Source organism: Tenacibaculum discolor (genome assembly GCF_003664185.1).
Lineage (GTDB): Bacteria > Bacteroidota > Bacteroidia > Flavobacteriales > Flavobacteriaceae > Polaribacter > Polaribacter discolor.
This window is the reverse complement of the sequence record NZ_RCCS01000005.1, coordinates 250,446-270,325: the sequence shown is the minus strand read 5'-3', so window position 1 is coordinate 270,325 and position 19,880 is coordinate 250,446. Positions and strand designations below refer to the sequence as shown.

Genomic DNA, 19,880 nt, shown 5'->3' with positions numbered 1-19,880 from the left:
TTAATAAAAATGAATTTACTTACTATATTTTTAGGAATGATCGGACCATGGCAAATAGCTATTGTCGTTGCATTAGTATTATTATTATTTGGAGGTAGAAAAATCCCTGAATTAATGAGAGGTTTAGGAACAGGTATCAAAGAATTTAAGGATGCTACTAAAGATGAAGAGAAAACAGATAAAGTAGAAGATAAGAAATAAGATATTTATTATAAAAAGAAAACCGAAACATTTAATGTTTCGGTTTTTTATTTAATTAAAGTTTTATAGCTGTACCAGAAGCAGTAACCATTAGCATACCTCCTTTTGCTCCTACGGTTTCATAATCTAAGTCAATTCCAACAACAGCATCAGCTCCTAACATTTTAGCTCTATCTGACATCTCTTTCATAGCTATTTCTTTAGCTTCTCTTAGAACTTTTTCATAAGAACCAGACCTACCCCCTACAATGTCTCTAATACCGGCAAAAAAGTCTTTAAAAATGTTTGCACCAATAATTGTTTCACCACTAACAATACCTAAATATTCTTTAGCAGGTTTATTTTCTAACGATGGTGTAGTAGATAATATCATAATTATTCTTTGTCTTTATTTTCCTGTGCTTTCTTCATAGCTTCACCAATTTGATTACTAGCTGTAAAGCTCGCTACCATATCATTCAACATATTACTACCAGCTTGAGGTGAATTAGGTAATAAAATTAAGTTACTATTAGTTTCTTCACCTATAGACTGTAATGTATCGTAGTGTTGTGTAACAACAATTAAAGCAGAAGCTTCTTGGCTGTTAATTCCTACTTTATTTAATACTTCTACAGATTCTTCTAAACCACGAGCAATTTCTCTACGTTGATCAGCAATACCTTGCCCTTGTAAACGCTTACTTTCAGCTTCAGCCTTAGCTTTTTCAACAATTAAAATACGTTGAGCATCTCCTTCAAATTGTGCTGCTATCTTTTCACGCTCAGAAGCATTAATACGATTCATTGCTGCTTTTACTTGTGCATCTGGATCAATATCAGTCACTAAAGTTTTTATAATATCATAACCATAGTCTGCCATTGCATCATTCAATTCAGCTTTTACAGCGATTGCAATATCATCCTTTTTAACAAATACATCATCTAACTTCATTTTAGGTACTTCAGCACGTACTACATCAAATACGTAAGATGTAATTTGATCATGAGGATAATCTAACTTATAAAATGCGTCATATACTTTTTCACGAATTACTTTGTATTGTACAGAAACTTTTAATTTCACAAATACATCATCCAAGGTTTTTGTTTCCACAATTACATCTAACTGTTGAATTTTTAAGCTTAGTTTACCTGCTATTCTATCAACAATAGGAATTTTTAATTGTAAACCAGAATGACGAATGCTTTGAAAGCGACCAAAACGTTCTACAATTGCAGCAGTTTGTTGCTTAACAATAAAGAATAATGATAAGAATACTAGAATACCGATAACAATTACCGGATACATGTAAATTGACATAGTTTTTAATTTTTAAAATGTTAGTAATTTTTTTGATAAAGATACTACTTATTAACAGTAGATATTTATAAGACGAATTTTATTTGAATTGTTACAATTCTTTTTTAAAAATTATATTTGTAAAAAATCAATTATATGGAACTTATACAACAAAGCATAACAGAAATTTTAATTCTACTTTTTTTAATCGTTACTTTTTTACAATCTGGAATTGATAAAGTAACCGATTGGAAAGGAAATTTATCTTTTATTAAAGGACATTTCAAAGATTCTCCTTTAAAAAACTCAGTACCTCTTTTATTGGCTGTAATTTTAGCTATGGAATTATTAGCTGGTGCATTAATGTTTGTTGGAATTTTTCATTTATCAACAACAGGTAATCATAATATTGCTTTAATAGGTGTAGAGTTATCAGCAGTAACATTAATCTTTTTATTAATTGGACAACGATTAGCAAAAGATTATGCTGGGGCTATGACATTGGCAGTTTACTTTATAATTTCAATTTTAGCTGTTTATTTACTTAATAGATAAAAGTTATTTAAGTATTATTATTAAATAAGTTTACTTTATTTAAAAACCTCTTAAAATGTGATTTTTAAGAGGTTTTTAAATTTTAGTAAGGTATTTATATATTGTAATGTAAAAAACTAGTTAAAATAGCTTTAAATTGAGTTTTATACCTTTTTTATGATGTAAATCAAAGAAGAATATTCACCAGAACGACTTGCTTTTATATTTGACTTTAATCCTGTTAAAAAAGCTTGAATTGGTCTTGATTTTTTTGTCTTATATTTTTCTGATAATAAAGAAACATAGAATGAATCAAATTTCATTGGAAGTGTTTTTTCAACTTTCATTTCAAACAAAGAAAATATTTTTGAAATTGATGTTTTTGAAAAGTGCCATAAATGTCTTGGAACATCATAAGCTGCCCAAAACTCTTTGTAGTGTTTTGCATCAAAACTTTTATAATTTGGAACAGCAATAATTAAAACACCGTTTGGTTTTAAAAGTAATTTTAATTGCTTGATATATTCCGTTAAATTAGGAATATGTTCTAGGACATGCCAAAGTGTAATAACATCAAATTGTTTGTTTTCTATTTTTGAAAGATTTTCTAAAAGATGTATGTTTTTATCCTTAGCAAAAACTCTTGCTTTTTCAGATGGTTCAACACCAGTAATTTTCCAACCACCATTTTGACACACTTTTAAAAAATCACCTGTACCAGCACCGACATCTAAAATTAATTTGTCTTCTGTATTAAAAGAATTAATTAATTTTAGTTTTTTCTTTAAAGTATAATTTTTTACAAATTGATATGTTTTATCAAAAATAGAAGTTTTACTATCTGTATGCGAAATGTAATTTTCACTAACATAGTACTTCTCTAAGTTATTAGGTACAGGAGAAGTTACTAACATATTGTAATCTTCATTTATCATAACCTCATAACTCTCTTTTGATACTGTATAATCAATACAGTTTAAAAAAGGTTTTAAGTTCTTGTAGAACTCTTTCTCTGTAATCAAATTAATAAATTGTGTTGAGTGTTCCTTGTGGAACATTGGTTTTTGGTTAAACAATTATACATAAAAAAATAAAACGTTCCACATGGAACATTTTATTTTTTGTAAATCTAAATTAGAATTTATCTACCCATGTAAACAAGCAAGACGGAAATATCACTTGGTGAAACGCCACTTATTCTACTCGCTTGTGAAATTGAAGTAGGTTGTATTTTAGATAATTTTTCTCTTGCTTCATATGATAGAGATTTTACTTTACTATAATCAAATGTAGAAGGAATAGGTACGTTTTCTAATCTATTTAATTTGTCTGCATTATTCTTTTCCTTTTCGATATAACCAGAGTATTTTAAATGGATTTCAACTTGTTCTATAATTTCATTATCAATTCCATTTTCTTGAATATAGTTTTCAAGATTATCAATTGATCTAAAATCAGAAAAAGTTAATTGAGGTCTAGCAGCAATTTTATACAATTTCATAGATTGATTAATTGTTGCTAAATTTTTACTTTCTAAAATCGGATTAACATCTTCCTTCGTAATACTTAATTTAGTAATGAAGTCGATTAAGTTTTGAGTTTTATTTTTCTTCTCTTCTACCCTATCCATTCTTTCTTGAGAAGCTAACCCTAATTTATAAGCTTTTTCTGTTAAACGTAAATCGGCATTATCTTGTCTTAATAATGTTCTATACTCAGCACGTGAAGTAAACATTCTATATGGTTCTTCTGTCCCTTTAGTAATTAAATCATCAATTAAAACTCCAATATAAGCCTCACTTCTTTTTAAGATAAATGGTTCTTTATTTTGGGTTTTTAAAGCTGCGTTTACACCAGCCATTAAACCTTGTGCAGCTGCTTCTTCATAACCTGTTGTACCGTTAATTTGACCAGCAAAAAATAAGTTATTAATTAACTTAGTTTCTAAGTTATGTTTTAACTGTGTTGGCGGAAAATAATCATATTCTATAGCGTAACCATATCTGAAAAACTTTACGTTTTCAAATCCAGGTATAGCACGTATTGCTTTATCTTGAATATCTTCTGGAAGTGATGTTGAGAAACCGTTTACATAAATCTCAACTGTGTTCCATCCTTCTGGTTCTACAAATATTTGATGACGTTCCTTTTCTGCAAAACGATTAATCTTATCTTCTACAGATGGACAATAACGAGGTCCTGTAGATTTAATTCTACCGTTAAACATTGGTGAACGTTCAAAACCTTCACGAAGTAAATTGTGTACTTCTGGATTAGTGTAAGTAAGATAACAAGAACGTTGTTTTGTTAATGGTTTTGTTATTGGTAAATAAGAGAATTTTTCTGGAGAATCATCACCAGGTTGCTCAGTCATTTTAGAGTAATCTAAAGAGCGTCCATCTACACGAGGAGGAGTTCCAGTTTTCATTCTACCAGCTTCAAAACCTTTTGCAACTAAATCTTCTGTAATACCAGTTGAAGCTCCTTCACCTGCTCTACCACCACCAAATGTTTTTTCACCAATATGAATTAGTCCGTTTAAAAAAGTACCAGCAGTAATAATTACTGTTTTAGCTTTTATTTCTAAACCTAAAGCAGTTTTAACTCCAGTAATTTTATCACCATCAAACAATAATCCATTAACAGAATCTTGATAAAAATCTAAGTTTTCTGTTTGTTCTAACATCGTTCTCCAGCACTCTGCAAATTGCATTCTATCTGATTGTGCTCTTGGACTCCACATAGCAGGTCCTTTTGATTTATTTAGCATTTTAAATTGTATAGCTGTCTTATCAGTTACGATAGCGCTATAACCTCCTAATGCATCAATTTCTCGCACTATTTGCCCCTTTGCAATTCCACCCATAGCAGGATTACAACTCATTTGAGCAATGTTTTGTAAGTTCATTGTAATTAACAAAGTGTGTGCTCCCATGTTTGCACTTGCTGCAGCTGCTTCGCTACCAGCATGTCCACCTCCTACTACAATTACATCGTATGTTGTATTAAATAAACTCATTTTTTATAGTCAGTTCCACGTGGAACTCTTTTTATATTTTATCTAAAATTTCTAAACATTCATTTTCTTTAGAGCGCATAATTTGCTTCTCTTCATCAGTCTTATCTTTGTATTTCATATAATGTAAAACACCATGAATTATCACTCGGTGTAATTCGTTTTCAAAAGAAGTATTAAACTCTTTAGCGTTTTCCTCTACCCTTTCTACAGAAATAAAAATATCACCACCAACTAACTTACCTAACGTATAATCAAAACTGATAATATCAGTAAAGGTATCGTGTTGTAAAAACTCAATATTTATTTTATGTAAATAAGCGTCGTCACAAAAAATATAGTTGATTTCTCCTAATTCAAAATCTTCCTTTTCAATACATTCCTGTATCCATTTAGAAGTGTTTTCTTCATTGTTTAATTGAAACTCGGTTTCGTAATTAAATGCAATCATTTCTTTATATCAAAAACTATTATTAATGTCTTAAAAACTTAATTAAAAAGCAATAGTATTTATATAATCTAGAGGCTTTTTAATACGTTATTTTTTATCCTTTGGAAGGCTAAAGTAGTCTTGAACCTTCTTTTTGTAATTTTGGCGCAAAGGTAGTGATTGTCTGTTTAATATCTCCGTTTGGTTATAAAACAACTTTTTAAACTTCAATTCTTTAGTAGTATTGTTATTAAACTCCTGTAAATTGGTATTTGATTTACGCTGTTTATCTTTATTTTGTTCAAAAGTTGCTTTATCTAATTTAAGTAATTCATAGTTTAATTGCTGCATTCTATTAATGCTTTCTTGAGTAAACCCTTTTTCTAAAATTTCATTTTCTAATTGTTCCATTTCCTTTAATGCTTTTTTAGCATTACCATTACCTTCTTTAATAGCATTTTCTAATTGTTCTCTTAGTTGAGATTGTTCTTTATATATTTGATATAACTCACCATCCAAATCATCACTTTGTTCACCGTTTTGTCCTTCTTTTTCACCTTTATTTTTTCCGTCTTTTCCATCTTTAGGATTCCCTTGATTTTTCTTTTGCATACCTTGTTTCATCTTTTCCATCAATTCGTTTTGCTTTTGAATGATGTCTGGTAAGCTAAATGATTTTCCTTTTCCCTTCCCTTTTCCATTACCAGGTTTAGGGTTCTGCATAGCATCTAAAGTATTACTTAACATATCTGCCAATGTATTAGCAGAGGTCATAACATATTGTTGATTTGATATACCAGTCTGGAAATAATTATCTGCAAAGTTCTCTAAAGATTGATCTAAGTTATAATGCGCTTGTGCTAAGTGATCTTGAATTTTTGATGAGATGCTAGGAACACGCATAGAAAGTACAAATAAACTGTCATCAATGTGTTCAAAATAGGTTTTAAGTTGATGTTGTTTCTGAAGGTTTTTACCAAAGTTAGGATGTGATGAATTTGAGGAAGAAAACTCATTCATTAATGCTTCTTGGTCGAAAGAGAATGTAATAAGGTTTTCTAAAATTTGACGTAAACCTTCCATGTTTTCCTCTTCCATTTCAGCACTCATTGATTGCATTGATTGTTGCATTTTCTGACTCATTTGCTGCATTTTTTCAGCAGCCTTTTTCTGACTTTTTTTAGTTTCAGAAGCCTTATTTTTTTCTAAGTTTTCTTCAGCTTTATTTAATTCTTCTTGAGCCTGTTTTTCTAAATCTTCCATAGAAGGCATTTCCATAGGCTGTTTCAACTTCTTATTATCTTTTTCTAAGTCGTCTAATTCTTTTTTCGCTTTTTGAAACTCATCATTAATCTGTTGTTGTTCTTCCTTATTAGTTTCTTTGTTACTTAATTCTTCTTGTTTTTTAGATAAATCATCAAGCTTGTTTGCTAACTGATTCATTTTTTGTTCAACATAAAAACGCTTAGTCATTTCTAAAATACGTTCTAAACTACGCTCCTGTTGTTTATTTTGTTCCGCTAGTTCTTTTGTTTTTTTTATTAAATCTTCTTTCTTAAGTTTATCTGCAAGCTTATTTAATTCGTCTAGTAATTTTTGTTGTTTCTCTAATTTTTTTAGCTCTTCAATACGCTTTTTAAGGTCTTCTTTTTTCTGTTCTAAGGTTTCATTTTCTTCTTTCTTTTCAGAAAAATTCTCTTGTAATTTTTGTGTTTGACGTTGCATCATTTGCTTGTATTGCTCCTGACGCTTTATTAAATTTTGAATTTTCTTTTGATCATTCCAGTTAATATTCTTTTTGTTCTGTAAATCAAACTGAATCTTTTCTAAATCTTTCTTACTTTTTTGTTGTTGATCTAATGAATTAGTAATGTTTTCAATGTAATTTTTTTGCTCTTGTAGTAGTTCTTCCTCTATTTCTTCTTCTGTTTTTTGTCGATAGCTAAATTTTCTACTTATGGCTTTTTTACTACCATTTACAATATCATTATCGTATACTTGAAAGTACATTTCATAGTCTATTCCTTCTTTTAAATCTAAATTTTCTGGAAACTCAAAATAAAAGGTTTGAATATTCTCTTTATTTATGTTAATTAATTGATTATTAGTGTTTTGATTGTTATTTTTATCGTAATAAACCAATTCTAACCTCTTAAAACCATAATCATCAGCAATTTGACCTACAAACTGAGCATTTCCTCTTGAAATACTATCAATATTTGAATTTACATTGATAGTTGGATATTCATCTTTAGTTACATTAATAGAAAACTGTAGCTGTTCGTAATCTGTTAGATTTTTGTTAGATGTAGTTATTTGATAGTTTGTATTATTTAAAACACGTTTTGTAAACTCAAATTCGTTGTTTTCTTTTTGATTAAAATTTGTTCTTTTCTCTTTTTCTATGAAGGTAACTGTATCGGTTTCAGAAGTTTTTATGTCCCATTTTATAATTGTTCCTTGTGGAACATTTAAGTTTCCGGTGTTGTTAATCGTTTCAGAAGCTTTACCTATGTATGAAGGGTAAGTTAAGTTTAATGCTATATTTTGAATAGATGGAGTTTTAATAATTGTTATACTATACTCATTAGATTCAATTCTGTTGGCACTAGCATAAAAAGTAATAGGGTTTTGAACTTCAGAAAACGTGTATGAAAACAAACCATTTCCTTCACTTTCCATAAAGTATTGTTGATTATTAAAATGAATTTTGGTTTCATGAGGTATTACCTCCCCCTCTGTTTGTAAGTAAACGGTTATATCTTTTCCTTTAATAACACGTAAATCTTTTGCTGTTAAATTAAAATAAAAAGGAGCTGGAGGGTTATATGCTACTGAATGATTTACTACACGATTAAAACTTTGTGAAAGTTTACTAGAAGTTCCTGTAAGCATAGAAATTCCCCAAATTAAGAAAGGAATTAAAGCATATTTTACATACTTTTTGTTTCTACTAAAGTCAATGGCCTTATTAAAAGAAACAGGCTGTAATTCTTTTGATTTTTGCTCAATGCTTGCAGCTAATAAATCAGATTGCTGATTGTTTTGCTGTAATTGTAAAACGTTTAATAGTTTGTCTTTTACTTCAGGAAAATGATTTCCAATAATTTTAGAAGCCTCTTCAAAAGAAATTCCTTTTTGTAGCCCCACTATTTTAAAAATAGGAAAACAAATAAAACGGAAAAATAAGAATGCTTCTACTGCAATAAATAACCAAAATAAAATAGTTCTAGCAGTTGGTTTTAACCATAAAAAATATTCAATAAAGAGTGTAAATAGCAAATAAATCAATCCTAACGAAACAAATAAAATGCTTCCTTTTATCAATTCATTAGTGTAAAATTTCTTACTAAACTGCTCTAGTTTCTGTTGTATTTTATTAAAATCTCCCATATCTAAGTATAAAAATACATGTTTTATGAGGAAATCTTAGTTAAAGATTTATTTAAACACTCATATTTCATTAATAAACTACTTTAAATACGTTATTTGAAGAAAAAATAAGGATTTACCATACCTTTTATAAGGTAAAAAAAACGATGAATATTTAAAGTTCAATTAAATTGCTAGTACTAATTTTAAAAACTTTAAAGATGTTAAAAAACATTTCAAACTTAGGTGCTCTGCTTAATAAGGTAGATTAAAAAAATATTAATGGAGGTTTTTTCTCTGGAAATAATGAATGTGATATAACAGGCTGTTATGAAAGTTACCCAGGAGGAAGTGGTTATGTAGGTCGTGGCGAAGGAAATCCATGTGCTTTTGATACGCCTTATGGAATGAGTTGTTCAGGAATTATACAAGATGGTTTGTGTTGTATAAGCTAAGATCCAGAAAATGTATGAAAGCAGTATTTATTTAAATGCTGCTTTTTTTGTGAAGTGTAGTTCAAATAATAAGTACTTTTTGTAAGGAACAAAAGCTTTTGTAAACTAACTAAAAAATATTTTCAGCATGAAACAACTAGTTATACCAGTATTATTTTTAATTACACTTAATGTTTTTTCTCAAAGTCCGTGGACAAAAAACAAAAATGAAGGATATATTCAAGCATCATTTACCTCAATTGGAAGCTATGATAAAATTTATGGGAATCCAGATTATAAGCCTCAACGAGAAATTACTGATAATACATTACAATTATATGGAGAATACGGTGTAACAGATAAAACAACATTATTTGCTAACGTTCCTTTAAAAATGGTAAAAACAGGTGACTTTACAGAAGATATGTCTGTAATTTTCCCATCTATTACTATTGAAGAAGCTTCTGAAACCTTATTAGGAAACATCCAATTAGGAATAAAACACAACTTTTCAAATAATAAATGGTTGTTATCAGGACAACTTTCTATTGAAGCAAATACAAGTACCTATAAAGAAAATTCAGGATTACGAAGTGGTTACGATGCGTGGACATTTACACCGTTATTTTTAACAGGAAGAGGATTTGACTCATGGTACATACAAGCTTTTACAGGATTTGATATTAGAACAAATGATTATAGCTCTAACTATAAATTAGGAGGAGAAATAGGTTACAAGGCTCTAAATTGGTTATGGATAGCAGGCTTTTTAGACGGTGTTGCCTCTTTAAAAAATGGCGACGTTATATTGTCTCAAGAAAACTTAGCTACAGGGTTATATGTAAATAATCAAAGCTATGCTGCATTTGGACTCAAGTTTATTGGAGAGTTTAATAAATCTTTTGGTGTAAATGTTGGATTTGGAGGTGCTTTTGCGGGAAGAAATGTAGCTAAAGCTCCGGCATTGAGTTTTGGATTGTATCATAAGTTTTAAAAAAGTATGGATAACCCATACTTTTTTTAAGGCAAAATAAATAAAGAGTTTTTAAAGTTCAATTAAATTGCTAGCACTAATTTAAAAACTTTAAAAGATGTTAAAAAACATTTCAAATTTAGGTACTACCCTAAAAAAGACGGAACAAAAAAATATTAACGGAGGTTTTGGACTTACTAGATGTAGATACGACCAAGACTGTCCAAGAAGTGACATGTATTGCTTCCATGGATACTGTCAATATAAATAATATTAACTATTCTAAAAGAAGAATCTAAAAAGTAAGGTAAAACCTTACTTTTTATAAGGTAAAATCAATAAAAAGTGTTTAAAGTTCAATTAAATTGCTAGTACTAATTTTAAAAACTTTAAAGATGTTAAAAAACATTTCAAGTTTAGGTACTACCCTAAACAAAAAAGAACAAAAAAACATTAATGGAGGATTTAGAAACATTAGATGTTTCTCTGACAAGGACTGTCCACCTTGGGATTCTTTTTGTTATAATGGCTATTGCCAGTATAAATAATATTCAAAAAAGCGAGTTTAACTCGCTTTTTTTATTCACAAGTAACATTAATGACTTTTAAACCTAAATAAAAAAAGACTCTAAAAAGTAAGTTAAACTCTTACTTTTTTTATGGTTAATTATTAAGTTAAGTATTAGGAATACAGTAAATTAGTTTTTTTATTAATCTATAAATTTAAAAATTATGTTAAAGAACATTTCAAAAACTGGTAAATTACTTAGTAAACAGGAGCAAAAGATAATTAAAGGAAATGGTGGATGCTTTCCTCTTGAGCCTTGTTATGTGGGTTACGTGTATGATTTCACAGCTTGTGCATGTGTTCCAGATAACTCATAAAAATTATTTTAAAAGCGAGTTAAACTCGCTTTTTTCTTTTTTTCTCTTTCCTCCTTTTTCTTTTCTATTAACATAAAACTATCTTTGCGCTTTCAAATCAATAAAAAAATGACTGAGAACGTAAGAGTACGCTTTGCTCCGAGTCCAACAGGACCTTTACACATAGGTGGTGTAAGAACTGCTTTATTCAATTATTTATTTGCTAAAAAACATAACGGAACCTTTGTTTTACGTATAGAAGATACGGATCAAACTCGTTATGTAGCCAATGCAGAACAATATATCATCGATTCGTTAGAGTGGTGTAATATTCCATTTGATGAAGGCCCAGGTAAAAACGAAAAATTCGGACCTTATCGTCAGTCAGAACGTAAAGATTTGTATAAAAAATATGCCGATCAATTAATTGAAAGCGGTTGGGCATATTATGCTTTTGATACAGCTGAAGAGTTAGATGCACATCGAAAAAATCACGAAGAGCAAGGAAAAACGTTTATCTATAATTGGCATAATCGTCAAAAGTTAAATAATTCGTTAGCACTTTCTGCTGATGAAGTTGCAGCTAAGATTAATGCAGGAGAAAAATTTGTGATTCGTTTTAAAACACCACAAGATGAAACGTTGATTTTACAAGATGAAATTCGTGGTACGATTAAAGTTGAAACAAACACTTTAGATGATAAAGTATTGTTTAAATCTGATGGTATGCCAACTTATCACTTAGCAAATATTGTAGATGACCATTTAATGGAAATTTCGCATGTAATTCGTGGTGAAGAATGGTTACCTTCTCTCCCACTACATGAGTTATTATATCGTGCGTTTGATTGGAAAGCACCAAAATTTGCACACTTACCATTAATTTTAAAACCAGTAGGAAAAGGAAAATTAAGTAAGCGTGATGGTGATAAATTAGGTTTCCCAGTATTTCCATTAGAATATACCAATGAGCAAACAGGAGATGTTTCACGTGGATACAAAGAAGACGGTTATTTTGCTGATGCATTTATAAATATGTTAGCATTCTTAGGGTGGAATCCTGGAACAGAACAAGAAATTTTTAGTTTAAAAGAACTAACAGAAGCGTTCGATTTAGCGCGCGTAAGTAAATCAGGAGCTAAGTTTAGTCCAGATAAAACCAAATGGTTTAATCAGCAGTATTTACAGCAAAAATCTAACGAAGAACTTACAGCGTTATTCTTGCCTATTCTTGAAGAAAAAGGTATAACTACAGATAAAGATCGTACAGAGAAAGTAGTTTCGTTAATAAAAGAGCGAGCAACGTTTGTAGCTGATTTTTGGGAGTTATCTAGCTTTTTCTATCAAAACCCTTCAGAATATGATGCAAAAGCGGTTAAAAAGCAATGGAAAGACACTACAAGTGAGTTAATGCAAGAATTAATAGAAGTAATTTCAAAAATAGAAGATTTTTCAATTGAAAATGCTCAAACTGAAATTAAGGGATGGATTACCTCAAAAGAAATAGGGTTTGGTAAAGTAATGCAGCCACTTCGTTTAAGTTTAGTTGGTAAATTGGCAGGACCAGATTTGTTTGACATTATGACAATGATAGGTAAAGAAACTACCATTACAAGAATAGAAAACGCGATAAACGAACTATCATAAAAATAAAAAAGCCGCTTTTAAGCGGCTTTTTTATTTTATTTTAAGAAGGTTTAAAACATACAACCTCCTAAATGTTTTGCAGCATTACGACCGTTATTACCACCGCCATTATTCCAGTTTAATTTAAATACAACACCTAAAGTTCCTTGAATATGTGAACGCATACTTTCGTAACCTTCAAAAGAGTGTTTATAATATAATTGTGGATTAATACCAATATTATCGCTAACCCAGTAAATTCCACCAGCACCAACATTAAGAGTAGGTGTCATTTTACGTTCAGAGTCAACTACACTTCCTCCTATAAAAACATACGGAGCAAACTTGTTAAACATAGCATTCAAGTTATAACGAAATGAAGCATCCATAGAAAAATACTTTGCCGAGTTTTTAATAAAACCAACATCATCAATAGTATTAAAAGACATAGCACCGTCTAAAGAAAAACGATCACCAATAGGCATGGTTAAACTTAAAGTAGGTACTTGAAATAAGTATTGATCACCAATAAAAGCGGCATCACTTTCACTAAATTTCGTTATTCCGAAACCTACACCTATTTGCCAAGAGTCGTTTAAGTTTTGAGAAAAAACGGATGTTGTTAAACAGGTAAAGATTGCTATGAATAAAATTTTATGTTTCATCGGGAGATAAGTGTTTAGAGTAATAACTGGTTTAATAAGTTTTTAGTATAATTAAATTAATTGGCATTCACCTTTTTAATAGCTGCGGTAAAATCATCTAAGTTGTTATCATTTAAAACTAAATGAACGGCTTCATCACAAACTTTCTCAGCATTCTCTGCAGAGAAATGCAAAGCTACTGCAATTTTACGAAGTATACCAACTTCCTCTTTAGCTACATTTTCATCAGCAAAAATCATTCTTGTTAAACGATATAAGCGTTCAATACGCTCATCATAACTTACAGGGGCGTTTATTGGGTATTTTTCAGGACTTTTTAAAATTAGTTTATATTCTTCTTCACTAATATTCAACTTCTTTGCGGCTCTGTCTAATAATAACTGTTCTCCTTCTGAAATAATTCCATCAGTCTCAGCAATTTTTACTACACTAGCAAAGTGCCCTATTTCTTGTTTATGTTTTCCGGTTGAATATAAATCTGATATTGACATAATTTTTTTGTTTTTTTATGATTGAAAGTAAGTGGTATTTATTTAGAAGCAAAGTTTAAATAAAGTCATATAAATACCGCCGAAAGTTAACAATTCTAACCAAAAACAAAGTATTATTTTTTTTTATTGTAATTTAAAAACACATAAAAACTATTAATTAATAACAGCTGTTTTTTAGGTGTTTTAAAGAGTTTTTATTTTTAGTTAATACGAATGTTTATACTAGTGTTTTTTTATTCTTTAAAATAGCTATTAAACAGGTTTTAATAAAAAAATACAGAAAAAAGAAAATTTAATAGAGAATATTTATAGAACACACAAAAAGAATCAATAAATCTTAATTTAGTTTTTCGTTTTTAAAATTACTAACTTGTTAACAAATGAATTTTTAATCTTATCAAAATGAAAACGGCATACACTATTTTAATTTTTCTAATTTCAATTACGTTTAGTTTTTCACAAAATAATGAAGTAATAGAAAAAGAGGTTAATCAACAAATATGGCAACCATTTAAAAAATCTTTTGAAGCTAGAGATTGGAATACATTTAATAGTTTACATACTAATGATGTTTTAAGAGTTAATAAGTACGGAATTCGCATAGGAGAAGAATACAAAACATCGGTACAAACATCTTATCAAAAACCAACGACTAAGAAAAGACAAATAGATTTTTGTTTCAATCAAAGAACTTATAAAGAAAGTACTGGTTACGAAGTAGGTTATTATCGAGTTATATATACTGAAAAAGACAAAGAACCACGTATTGTATACGGTAGGTTCCACGTGGTACTTAATAAAAAGAATGGTGTATGGTTAATTTCACAAGACTGGGATACTGATACAATTAATGGAGAACCAATTACTAAAGAAGATTTTGAATCAGGTAAATGTTTGTAAATTAGATAGCAATTTTCTTTTATATGATCTCAACAAACAGATTGTTTTAGTCACCTACTCCTTCGAAATAACGTTGAGGTGGTATAACCGATTAAAATAAGGGAATAAAAGCATAAAAATAATTTTCAAAATACTTTATTTTTATAGGCAGAAGCTTTAAAACCAGCCTATGAACAACGAGAAGAATTCTGAAACTTGGAAAAAACTCTACCAAAACTCACAAGAACTCACCAAACCAACATCAATAGACAACATACTTTCTGATGACGATGTAACCTTTTTAAAACAAGAATTAAAAAACATTATCAATCGGTTTTTAGACAAAGGAGAATTACACAAAGGCATCAAAGTATACATAAACCACGAGCTTCAAAACGGAATAGCAGAAGAAATGGCTGCTAATAGACCCGAAGAACATGAAACTATTGAGCAGTGGTGTATGAAGTTATTCGGAGATCAAAAATTCGGAGTTGTTTTCAATAGTTTAGAAACCTTTAGTAATGAATTTACCGAGAGAATGTGTCAGATAGTAGCTCCGTTACTTCAAAAAGCAGGCATGCCATTGGGCGGACTTTCCTTTTTGTTTTTTATGGGAAACTATGGGTTTACCCCTTTCGGAATTCATAAAGAAGCCAAAGGAGAAGAAGGATTTTTGTTTCATTTAGGTCCAAATCATAAAGATTTTTATACTTGGGATATTGAAGAATACAACCAAATAGAACACAATACGAAAGTGTTCCACGAGGTAGATACAATGCTACCAAGCTCCACAAAATATCCGTTAAAAGCAAAATCGGCCATGTTTATTCCGCATCATGTATACCATATTGCAAAAACTGATGAATTTTCGTTGAGTGTGGTAATGGATTATATCAATCCGTCTAGAGACTATTTAGAAAAAACAATTGCTGCACAAATAGCCTCAAGTGAGTTAACTAAAAATCCAAAAGTAGGGTACTTACCACCTGTAGATACCACAACCGAAGAATTGGATTGGAATAGCTTATTAAACCCCAAAACGTGGGAAAATAAATACAAAAACACGCTTACAAAATACATAACCAAACTAAAAAGTAACGAAGGGGTATTAAACCCATCAATACTTCAAAACAACGAAGGAGTACCCAACCCGCCATTTCAAATTACAGGAAAGACAATTTTTCCGTTGTTGTTACATACAGAAAACACAGAGAAAACCTGTATAATGGCAAGAGGAAATGAAGTTGTTGTTAGCAATAACTCACAACTAAGCACAATTATAGAAAAGCTAAACACAGGAGAAACCATAAGTTTTAACGAACTACAAAACCACCTCACTCCTACTTGGGAATTGATGGATGTATTTGATTTTGTAAGTCAGTTAGCACGAGTTGGAGCGATTACTATTTGTAAGGAATAAAGCCTTTTTTTGTACAAACTTTTTAAAGTTATTTTTTTTCTTGTACATCAAGTGCGCTCCGTTTGATGTACAAATAAATTTTTAAAAAATATTTTCTTGTACACAGGCTGTACAAACTTTTTTCTACAAAAAAAATCCTTGTACAACATAAGAAAGACGTTAAGGTTGTATGGTTTCCCGTCATTGCGACCGTAGGGAGAAATCTGCTTAATTTGAGTAGGAAACACTCTTTTAAATACCTAACACGCGACTGTAAGATTTAGCTCCGCTGAACCTTGCGGTTTCTCAGTCGTGCCTCCTTCGAAATGACGTAATGAGTTGTCATTTCGAGCGATAGCGAGAAATCTGTTTAATTCTAGTTAGAAGCATTATTGAAAATACCTAATAGACCATTATAAGATTTAGCTCTGCTGAATCTTGAGACTTCTCAGTCGTAGCTCCTTTGAAATGACGTTTATAATTTTTTATATCTTTAAAAGAAAAATGCTAGAAAATTACGTTGTATACATCATTACAAATAAGAATAAGACCACGTTATATATTGGTGTTACCAACAACCTTCAAAAACGATTATCGCAACACTATTTTGATAGTGAACATGCTAAAAAATCCTTTGCAGGAAAGTACAACTGCTATTATTTGATTTACTATGAAACATTTGAAAATATAAAAGAGGCAATTCACAGAGAAAAAGAATTAAAAAAATGGCGCAGAGAAAAGAAAGAAGCCTTAATTAATAGTTTTAATCCTGAGTGGTATTTTTTGAATAATGAGGTTTTTAAGTAATATTTTTTTATTGCTACTGTCATTTCGACCGCAGGGAGAAATCTCACTCACGGGGGGTACAAATACTCTTGAAAGTACCTAATACACAACTATAAGATTTAGCTCCGCTGAACCTTTCGGTTTCTCACTTCCGTTGCACTCCAGTTCGAAATGACGTTGAGGTTGCATGGTGTCCTGTCATTTCGACCGTAGGGAGAAATCTGTTTAATTTGAGTTAGAAACACCCTTTAAAGTACCTAACACACGACTGTAAGATTTCTCAGTCGTGCCTCCTTCGAAATGACGTTGAGGTTGCATGGTGTCCTGTCATTTCGACCGTAGGGAGAAATCTGCTTAATTTGAGTAGGAAACACTCTTTTAAATACCTAACACACGACTGTAAGATTTCTCAGTCGTACCTCCCTCGAAATGACGTTGAGTTTGCATGGTGTGATGTCATTTCGACCACAGGGAGAAATCTGTTTAATTTGAGTTGAAAATATCCTTTAAAGTACCTAACACACGACTGTAAGATTTCTCACTTCCGTTGCACTCCAGTTCGAAATGACGTTGAGGTTGTCATTTCGACCAGGGGGAGAAATCTCACTCATGGGAGTTACAAACACTCTTAAAAGCAATAAACACCCTTACAAACTCACACACAAACAAATAACCCTTGCCTCCCTCCTCTTTTTTTACTATGTTTAACACGCTAAAAAAGTAAAAAGTAGTACTACCCCTTATCTCAACTATTTTTTATAAAAAATAAGTAACAACAAACACTTCTTTATGGATTGCCGTAAAGGTTTGTGGTTGTGTGCGTTTAGTTTTAAACTTTAAAATTTTAAGTGATAAAAAATATAAATATTGATACCAGATTTTGATCATAATAATGTAATACCACCACATATAGGGAACCCTACTTTACAAGAACACTTAAGTCCATATAATTGTTCAACTTTAGAGCTTTGTCAAAGTCTAGGAAGAACTAAAGAAAGAGTTTTAATTTTAAAGGGGTTATTAGAGTTCAGACAGAAGATGACAAATCTAGGAATTATTGAAGGGTTTCAATGGATCGATGGTAGTTTTACCGAAAACATAGAAAAATCTGAAAGACGACATCCAAATGACTTAGATATAGTCACCTTTTTTAAGGGCTTGAAAGGTGATAAAATAAAAGAAATAAAGACTAACTTTGTAGAATTCATAGACCCAAATATGGCAAAGAGTAACTATAATCTAGATCATTATCTTGTTGATTATAGTTTTGATCCAGATGTTACAGTTGAGATGACTAGATATTGGATTCAATTATTTAGTCACAATAGATTAGGTGTTTGGAAAGGAATTTTGCGGTTAGAGTTAAATACTGTAGATACAGATAAACAAGCATTAGATTACTTAAACTCAATAGAAATATGAGTGCCTTTTCAGAGAAAGAAAAAATAAAAGCTCAAATTTTGGATACTGAACGCATGCTAGGATTAGTAGGTGATCATCCTCTTATGTCTGAAAATTTAAAAAACAAAATAAAAAATCTTAAAGAAAAACTAGCTAGTTTTTCTAGTGAAATAATTGAGCCTAAAGTTAGATTACTATTTAGCGGTAATGCTGTTAAAGGTTCATTAGGAATAAAATCAAAGTTTGTAAGTAAAACTATAAAACCAATTCAAGAATTAGTAAAAACACAAACTGCTCTAGTTCGTTTTGGAATAGTTGGAGAAAGAGGGAAAGCCAAAGATTCTGGAAACTCTGAACTATATCTTACAGCTTTACCTACAGGTTCATTTGGAGTAGAACTCAGCCAACTAGAGAATAATGATTTATTTGATGAAAATGATGTTTCCATAGCTATTAAACAAGTGGTAGAACTCATTAGTGCCTCTGTCAAAAGTGATGAAATGTTTGAAAAGGCAATGGAAAATACACCTAAGAGAAATTTGACTAATTTAAAACAGTTTTTAAAAGAGGTTTCAGAAGCAAATTCTATTTTAAAAATAGAAACAGGGAGTTTTGGTATTAATATTTCTGAACAAGAAATTAAAGAAGGTTTTGAAAGAGTTAATTTAACAGAAACAGATGAGGAAAACCTTTTTATCAAAGGGATACTTAGAGGAATTTTACTTGATTCTGGAAAATTTGAAATTATTGGAGAAGAAGGAGAGCCAATTACAGGTATTATAAATAGCGAAATACCAGAGGAGTTATTGATTGATTATGATAAAAAGTATTTGAATAAGGAATGTTCAGTACATTTAATTATTCACAAAACAACATTTATTACTGGTAAAGAAAAGCTTAATTATGAATTAGTAGAAATATCTGACATTATTTAGTATACCTTAAATTGGTATATAAACAAATTTATATTCAATGAATTGCTTATTTTTTTATACAAATTACTCAGAACTTAGAAGTTGGGTTATTTTATTTTTAGCTATTATAGGTGGGGTAATAACTATTTTAACCTTTATCAATACATTAAAACAAAGAAAACTTGAAAACACATATAAAACAATAGACTTTTTAAGAAATCATATTACCACTCAACAAATAGATAAATTTATTGAGTTATATCAAGCGAATAATTTTTTAAGAGGTGTTAAAGAGAATGAATTTAGATTTTCAGATGGATACACAGACACAGTTGAATACATGTTTTCAGAAGGAGGTTGTGGAAATGGAGATATTCATAATTTGATAGAGTTATTTAATTTAATTTCTCCACAATTAAATAAGTTAAACTTTGACTTAATATGGTTTGAGTATGGTCAAATAATGGATAAGTTATACGAATGGACAAGCTACTTGGATAAAGTTAATAATGATAATTACAAATCTTTTTATTATGAGTTTAACTTGTTTATGAATAAGAATCAAAAAAAGTTATTGGACTATCCTTGGAAACACTACACGTATATTGAGTAAT

21 protein-coding genes are annotated in these 19,880 nt (G+C 30.0%); 13 read left to right on the top strand and 8 right to left on the bottom strand.

Annotated elements, in window-relative coordinates; genetic code table 11:
- Positions 1-9 precede the first annotated feature (9 nt).
- On the top strand, positions 10-201 hold the full coding sequence (locus C8N27_RS04690; protein WP_099214931.1) for a Sec-independent protein translocase subunit TatA/TatB: 192 nt from the start codon (positions 10-12) through the stop codon (positions 199-201).
- 55 nt (positions 202-256) lie between these two features.
- On the opposite strand, the gene C8N27_RS04685 is transcribed toward C8N27_RS04690, so the two are convergent.
- Together C8N27_RS04685 and C8N27_RS04680 are read right to left on the bottom strand one after the other, a co-directional pair.
- Positions 257-574: a heavy metal-binding domain-containing protein gene (locus tag C8N27_RS04685; RefSeq protein WP_121146470.1), complete on the bottom strand. Its 318-nt coding sequence runs from the start codon at positions 572-574 to the stop codon at positions 257-259.
- A gap of 2 nt (positions 575-576) precedes the next feature.
- Positions 577-1,503, bottom strand: a complete 927-nt coding sequence (locus C8N27_RS04680; protein ID WP_099214929.1) for an SPFH domain-containing protein — start codon at positions 1,501-1,503, stop codon at positions 577-579.
- 135 nt (positions 1,504-1,638) lie between these two features.
- Here C8N27_RS04680 and C8N27_RS04675 point away from each other — a divergent pair, with 135 nt between their 5' ends.
- Complete coding sequence (locus C8N27_RS04675; protein ID WP_121146469.1) at positions 1,639-2,037, top strand: DoxX family membrane protein; 399 nt, start codon at positions 1,639-1,641, stop codon at positions 2,035-2,037.
- A 143-nt stretch (positions 2,038-2,180) separates the two neighbouring features.
- Here C8N27_RS04675 and C8N27_RS04670 read toward each other — a convergent pair whose 3' ends face one another.
- The 4 genes from C8N27_RS04670 to C8N27_RS04655 all read right to left on the bottom strand — a co-directional run bounded on the left by C8N27_RS04670 (position 2,181) and on the right by C8N27_RS04655 (position 8,855).
- Positions 2,181-3,074 carry a class I SAM-dependent methyltransferase gene (locus C8N27_RS04670; RefSeq protein ID WP_121146468.1) on the bottom strand — a complete coding sequence of 298 codons (894 nt, stop codon included), beginning with the start codon at positions 3,072-3,074 and terminating at the stop codon, positions 2,181-2,183.
- 83 nt (positions 3,075-3,157) lie between these two features.
- On the bottom strand, positions 3,158-5,035 hold the full coding sequence (gene mnmG, locus C8N27_RS04665; RefSeq protein ID WP_121146467.1) for a tRNA uridine-5-carboxymethylaminomethyl(34) synthesis enzyme MnmG: 1,878 nt from the start codon (positions 5,033-5,035) through the stop codon (positions 3,158-3,160).
- A gap of 31 nt (positions 5,036-5,066) precedes the next feature.
- Complete coding sequence (ybeY, locus tag C8N27_RS04660) at positions 5,067-5,483, bottom strand: rRNA maturation RNase YbeY (protein WP_121146466.1); 417 nt, start codon at positions 5,481-5,483, stop codon at positions 5,067-5,069.
- Between the two features lie 87 nt (positions 5,484-5,570).
- Positions 5,571-8,855 (bottom strand): DUF4175 family protein, encoded by a 3,285-nt coding sequence (locus tag C8N27_RS04655; protein ID WP_121146465.1) that lies wholly within the window; start codon positions 8,853-8,855, stop codon positions 5,571-5,573.
- Between the two features lie 561 nt (positions 8,856-9,416).
- Here C8N27_RS04655 and C8N27_RS04650 point away from each other — a divergent pair.
- From C8N27_RS04650 to gltX, 5 genes are all read left to right on the top strand, one after another.
- The gene (locus C8N27_RS04650; RefSeq protein WP_121146464.1) at positions 9,417-10,262 is read left to right on the top strand and encodes a hypothetical protein; all 846 of its coding nucleotides are present in this window, start codon (positions 9,417-9,419) and stop codon (positions 10,260-10,262) included.
- A gap of 97 nt (positions 10,263-10,359) precedes the next feature.
- Positions 10,360-10,512, top strand: a complete 153-nt coding sequence (locus tag C8N27_RS15860) for a hypothetical protein (protein WP_167444723.1) — start codon at positions 10,360-10,362, stop codon at positions 10,510-10,512.
- A gap of 124 nt (positions 10,513-10,636) precedes the next feature.
- Positions 10,637-10,789, top strand: a complete 153-nt coding sequence (locus C8N27_RS15855) for a hypothetical protein (protein WP_167444722.1) — start codon at positions 10,637-10,639, stop codon at positions 10,787-10,789.
- A gap of 184 nt (positions 10,790-10,973) precedes the next feature.
- Entirely contained in the window at positions 10,974-11,126 is a 153-nt protein-coding gene (locus C8N27_RS15850; protein WP_167444721.1) for a hypothetical protein, read from the top strand.
- A gap of 108 nt (positions 11,127-11,234) precedes the next feature.
- Positions 11,235-12,752, top strand: coding sequence for a glutamate--tRNA ligase (gene gltX, locus C8N27_RS04645; RefSeq protein ID WP_121146463.1), 1,518 nt, complete (start codon positions 11,235-11,237; stop codon positions 12,750-12,752).
- Between the two features lie 50 nt (positions 12,753-12,802).
- Here the strand turns inward: gltX and C8N27_RS04640 are convergent, their stop codons facing one another.
- Both C8N27_RS04640 and C8N27_RS04635 read right to left on the bottom strand, forming a co-directional pair.
- Positions 12,803-13,396 carry a transporter family protein gene (locus C8N27_RS04640; RefSeq protein WP_099214918.1) on the bottom strand — a complete coding sequence of 198 codons (594 nt, stop codon included), beginning with the start codon at positions 13,394-13,396 and terminating at the stop codon, positions 12,803-12,805.
- A 56-nt stretch (positions 13,397-13,452) separates the two neighbouring features.
- On the bottom strand, positions 13,453-13,887 hold the full coding sequence (locus C8N27_RS04635; protein WP_121146462.1) for a tellurite resistance TerB family protein: 435 nt from the start codon (positions 13,885-13,887) through the stop codon (positions 13,453-13,455).
- Positions 13,888-14,289: 402 nt separating this feature from the next.
- On the opposite strand from C8N27_RS04635, the gene C8N27_RS04630 reads away from it, so the two are divergent.
- The 6 genes from C8N27_RS04630 (at position 14,290) to C8N27_RS04605 (ending at position 19,879) form a co-directional block, all read left to right on the top strand.
- Positions 14,290-14,787, top strand: coding sequence for a nuclear transport factor 2 family protein (locus C8N27_RS04630; protein WP_121146461.1), 498 nt, complete (start codon positions 14,290-14,292; stop codon positions 14,785-14,787).
- Between the two features lie 169 nt (positions 14,788-14,956).
- A complete protein-coding gene (locus C8N27_RS04625) occupies positions 14,957-16,186 on the top strand; it encodes an RNA methylase (protein WP_121146460.1) in 1,230 nt (409 codons plus the stop codon).
- A gap of 483 nt (positions 16,187-16,669) precedes the next feature.
- Complete coding sequence (locus tag C8N27_RS04620; protein WP_121146675.1) at positions 16,670-16,972, top strand: GIY-YIG nuclease family protein; 303 nt, start codon at positions 16,670-16,672, stop codon at positions 16,970-16,972.
- Between the two features lie 846 nt (positions 16,973-17,818).
- The gene (locus C8N27_RS04615) at positions 17,819-18,373 is read left to right on the top strand and encodes a DUF6932 family protein (protein ID WP_121146459.1); all 555 of its coding nucleotides are present in this window, start codon (positions 17,819-17,821) and stop codon (positions 18,371-18,373) included.
- The gene (locus tag C8N27_RS04610) at positions 18,370-19,287 is read left to right on the top strand and encodes a hypothetical protein (protein ID WP_121146458.1); all 918 of its coding nucleotides are present in this window, start codon (positions 18,370-18,372) and stop codon (positions 19,285-19,287) included. The genes C8N27_RS04615 and C8N27_RS04610 overlap by 4 nt, the downstream gene beginning before the upstream one ends.
- Before the next feature lie 37 nt (positions 19,288-19,324).
- Positions 19,325-19,879, top strand: a complete 555-nt coding sequence (locus tag C8N27_RS04605) for a hypothetical protein (protein WP_121146457.1) — start codon at positions 19,325-19,327, stop codon at positions 19,877-19,879.
- The last annotated feature ends 1 nt before the right edge of the window (position 19,880 follow it).

Coding starts and splice junctions, on each gene's coding strand:
- C8N27_RS04690 (WP_099214931.1), top strand. CDS start 10: ATGAATTTACTTACTATATTTTTAGGAATGATCGGACCATGGCAAATA.
- C8N27_RS04685 (WP_121146470.1), bottom strand. CDS start 574: ATGATATTATCTACTACACCATCGTTAGAAAATAAACCTGCTAAAGAA.
- C8N27_RS04680 (WP_099214929.1), bottom strand. CDS start 1,503: ATGTCAATTTACATGTATCCGGTAATTGTTATCGGTATTCTAGTATTC.
- C8N27_RS04675 (WP_121146469.1), top strand. CDS start 1,639: ATGGAACTTATACAACAAAGCATAACAGAAATTTTAATTCTACTTTTT.
- C8N27_RS04670 (WP_121146468.1), bottom strand. CDS start 3,074: ATGTTCCACAAGGAACACTCAACACAATTTATTAATTTGATTACAGAG.
- mnmG (WP_121146467.1), bottom strand. CDS start 5,035: ATGAGTTTATTTAATACAACATACGATGTAATTGTAGTAGGAGGTGGA.
- ybeY (WP_121146466.1), bottom strand. CDS start 5,483: ATGATTGCATTTAATTACGAAACCGAGTTTCAATTAAACAATGAAGAA.
- C8N27_RS04655 (WP_121146465.1), bottom strand. CDS start 8,855: ATGGGAGATTTTAATAAAATACAACAGAAACTAGAGCAGTTTAGTAAG.
- C8N27_RS04650 (WP_121146464.1), top strand. CDS start 9,417: ATGAAACAACTAGTTATACCAGTATTATTTTTAATTACACTTAATGTT.
- C8N27_RS15860 (WP_167444723.1), top strand. CDS start 10,360: ATGTTAAAAAACATTTCAAATTTAGGTACTACCCTAAAAAAGACGGAA.
- C8N27_RS15855 (WP_167444722.1), top strand. CDS start 10,637: ATGTTAAAAAACATTTCAAGTTTAGGTACTACCCTAAACAAAAAAGAA.
- C8N27_RS15850 (WP_167444721.1), top strand. CDS start 10,974: ATGTTAAAGAACATTTCAAAAACTGGTAAATTACTTAGTAAACAGGAG.
- gltX (WP_121146463.1), top strand. CDS start 11,235: ATGACTGAGAACGTAAGAGTACGCTTTGCTCCGAGTCCAACAGGACCT.
- C8N27_RS04640 (WP_099214918.1), bottom strand. CDS start 13,396: ATGAAACATAAAATTTTATTCATAGCAATCTTTACCTGTTTAACAACA.
- C8N27_RS04635 (WP_121146462.1), bottom strand. CDS start 13,887: ATGTCAATATCAGATTTATATTCAACCGGAAAACATAAACAAGAAATA.
- C8N27_RS04630 (WP_121146461.1), top strand. CDS start 14,290: ATGAAAACGGCATACACTATTTTAATTTTTCTAATTTCAATTACGTTT.
- C8N27_RS04625 (WP_121146460.1), top strand. CDS start 14,957: ATGAACAACGAGAAGAATTCTGAAACTTGGAAAAAACTCTACCAAAAC.
- C8N27_RS04620 (WP_121146675.1), top strand. CDS start 16,670: ATGCTAGAAAATTACGTTGTATACATCATTACAAATAAGAATAAGACC.
- C8N27_RS04610 (WP_121146458.1), top strand. CDS start 18,370: ATGAGTGCCTTTTCAGAGAAAGAAAAAATAAAAGCTCAAATTTTGGAT.
- C8N27_RS04605 (WP_121146457.1), top strand. CDS start 19,325: ATGAATTGCTTATTTTTTTATACAAATTACTCAGAACTTAGAAGTTGG.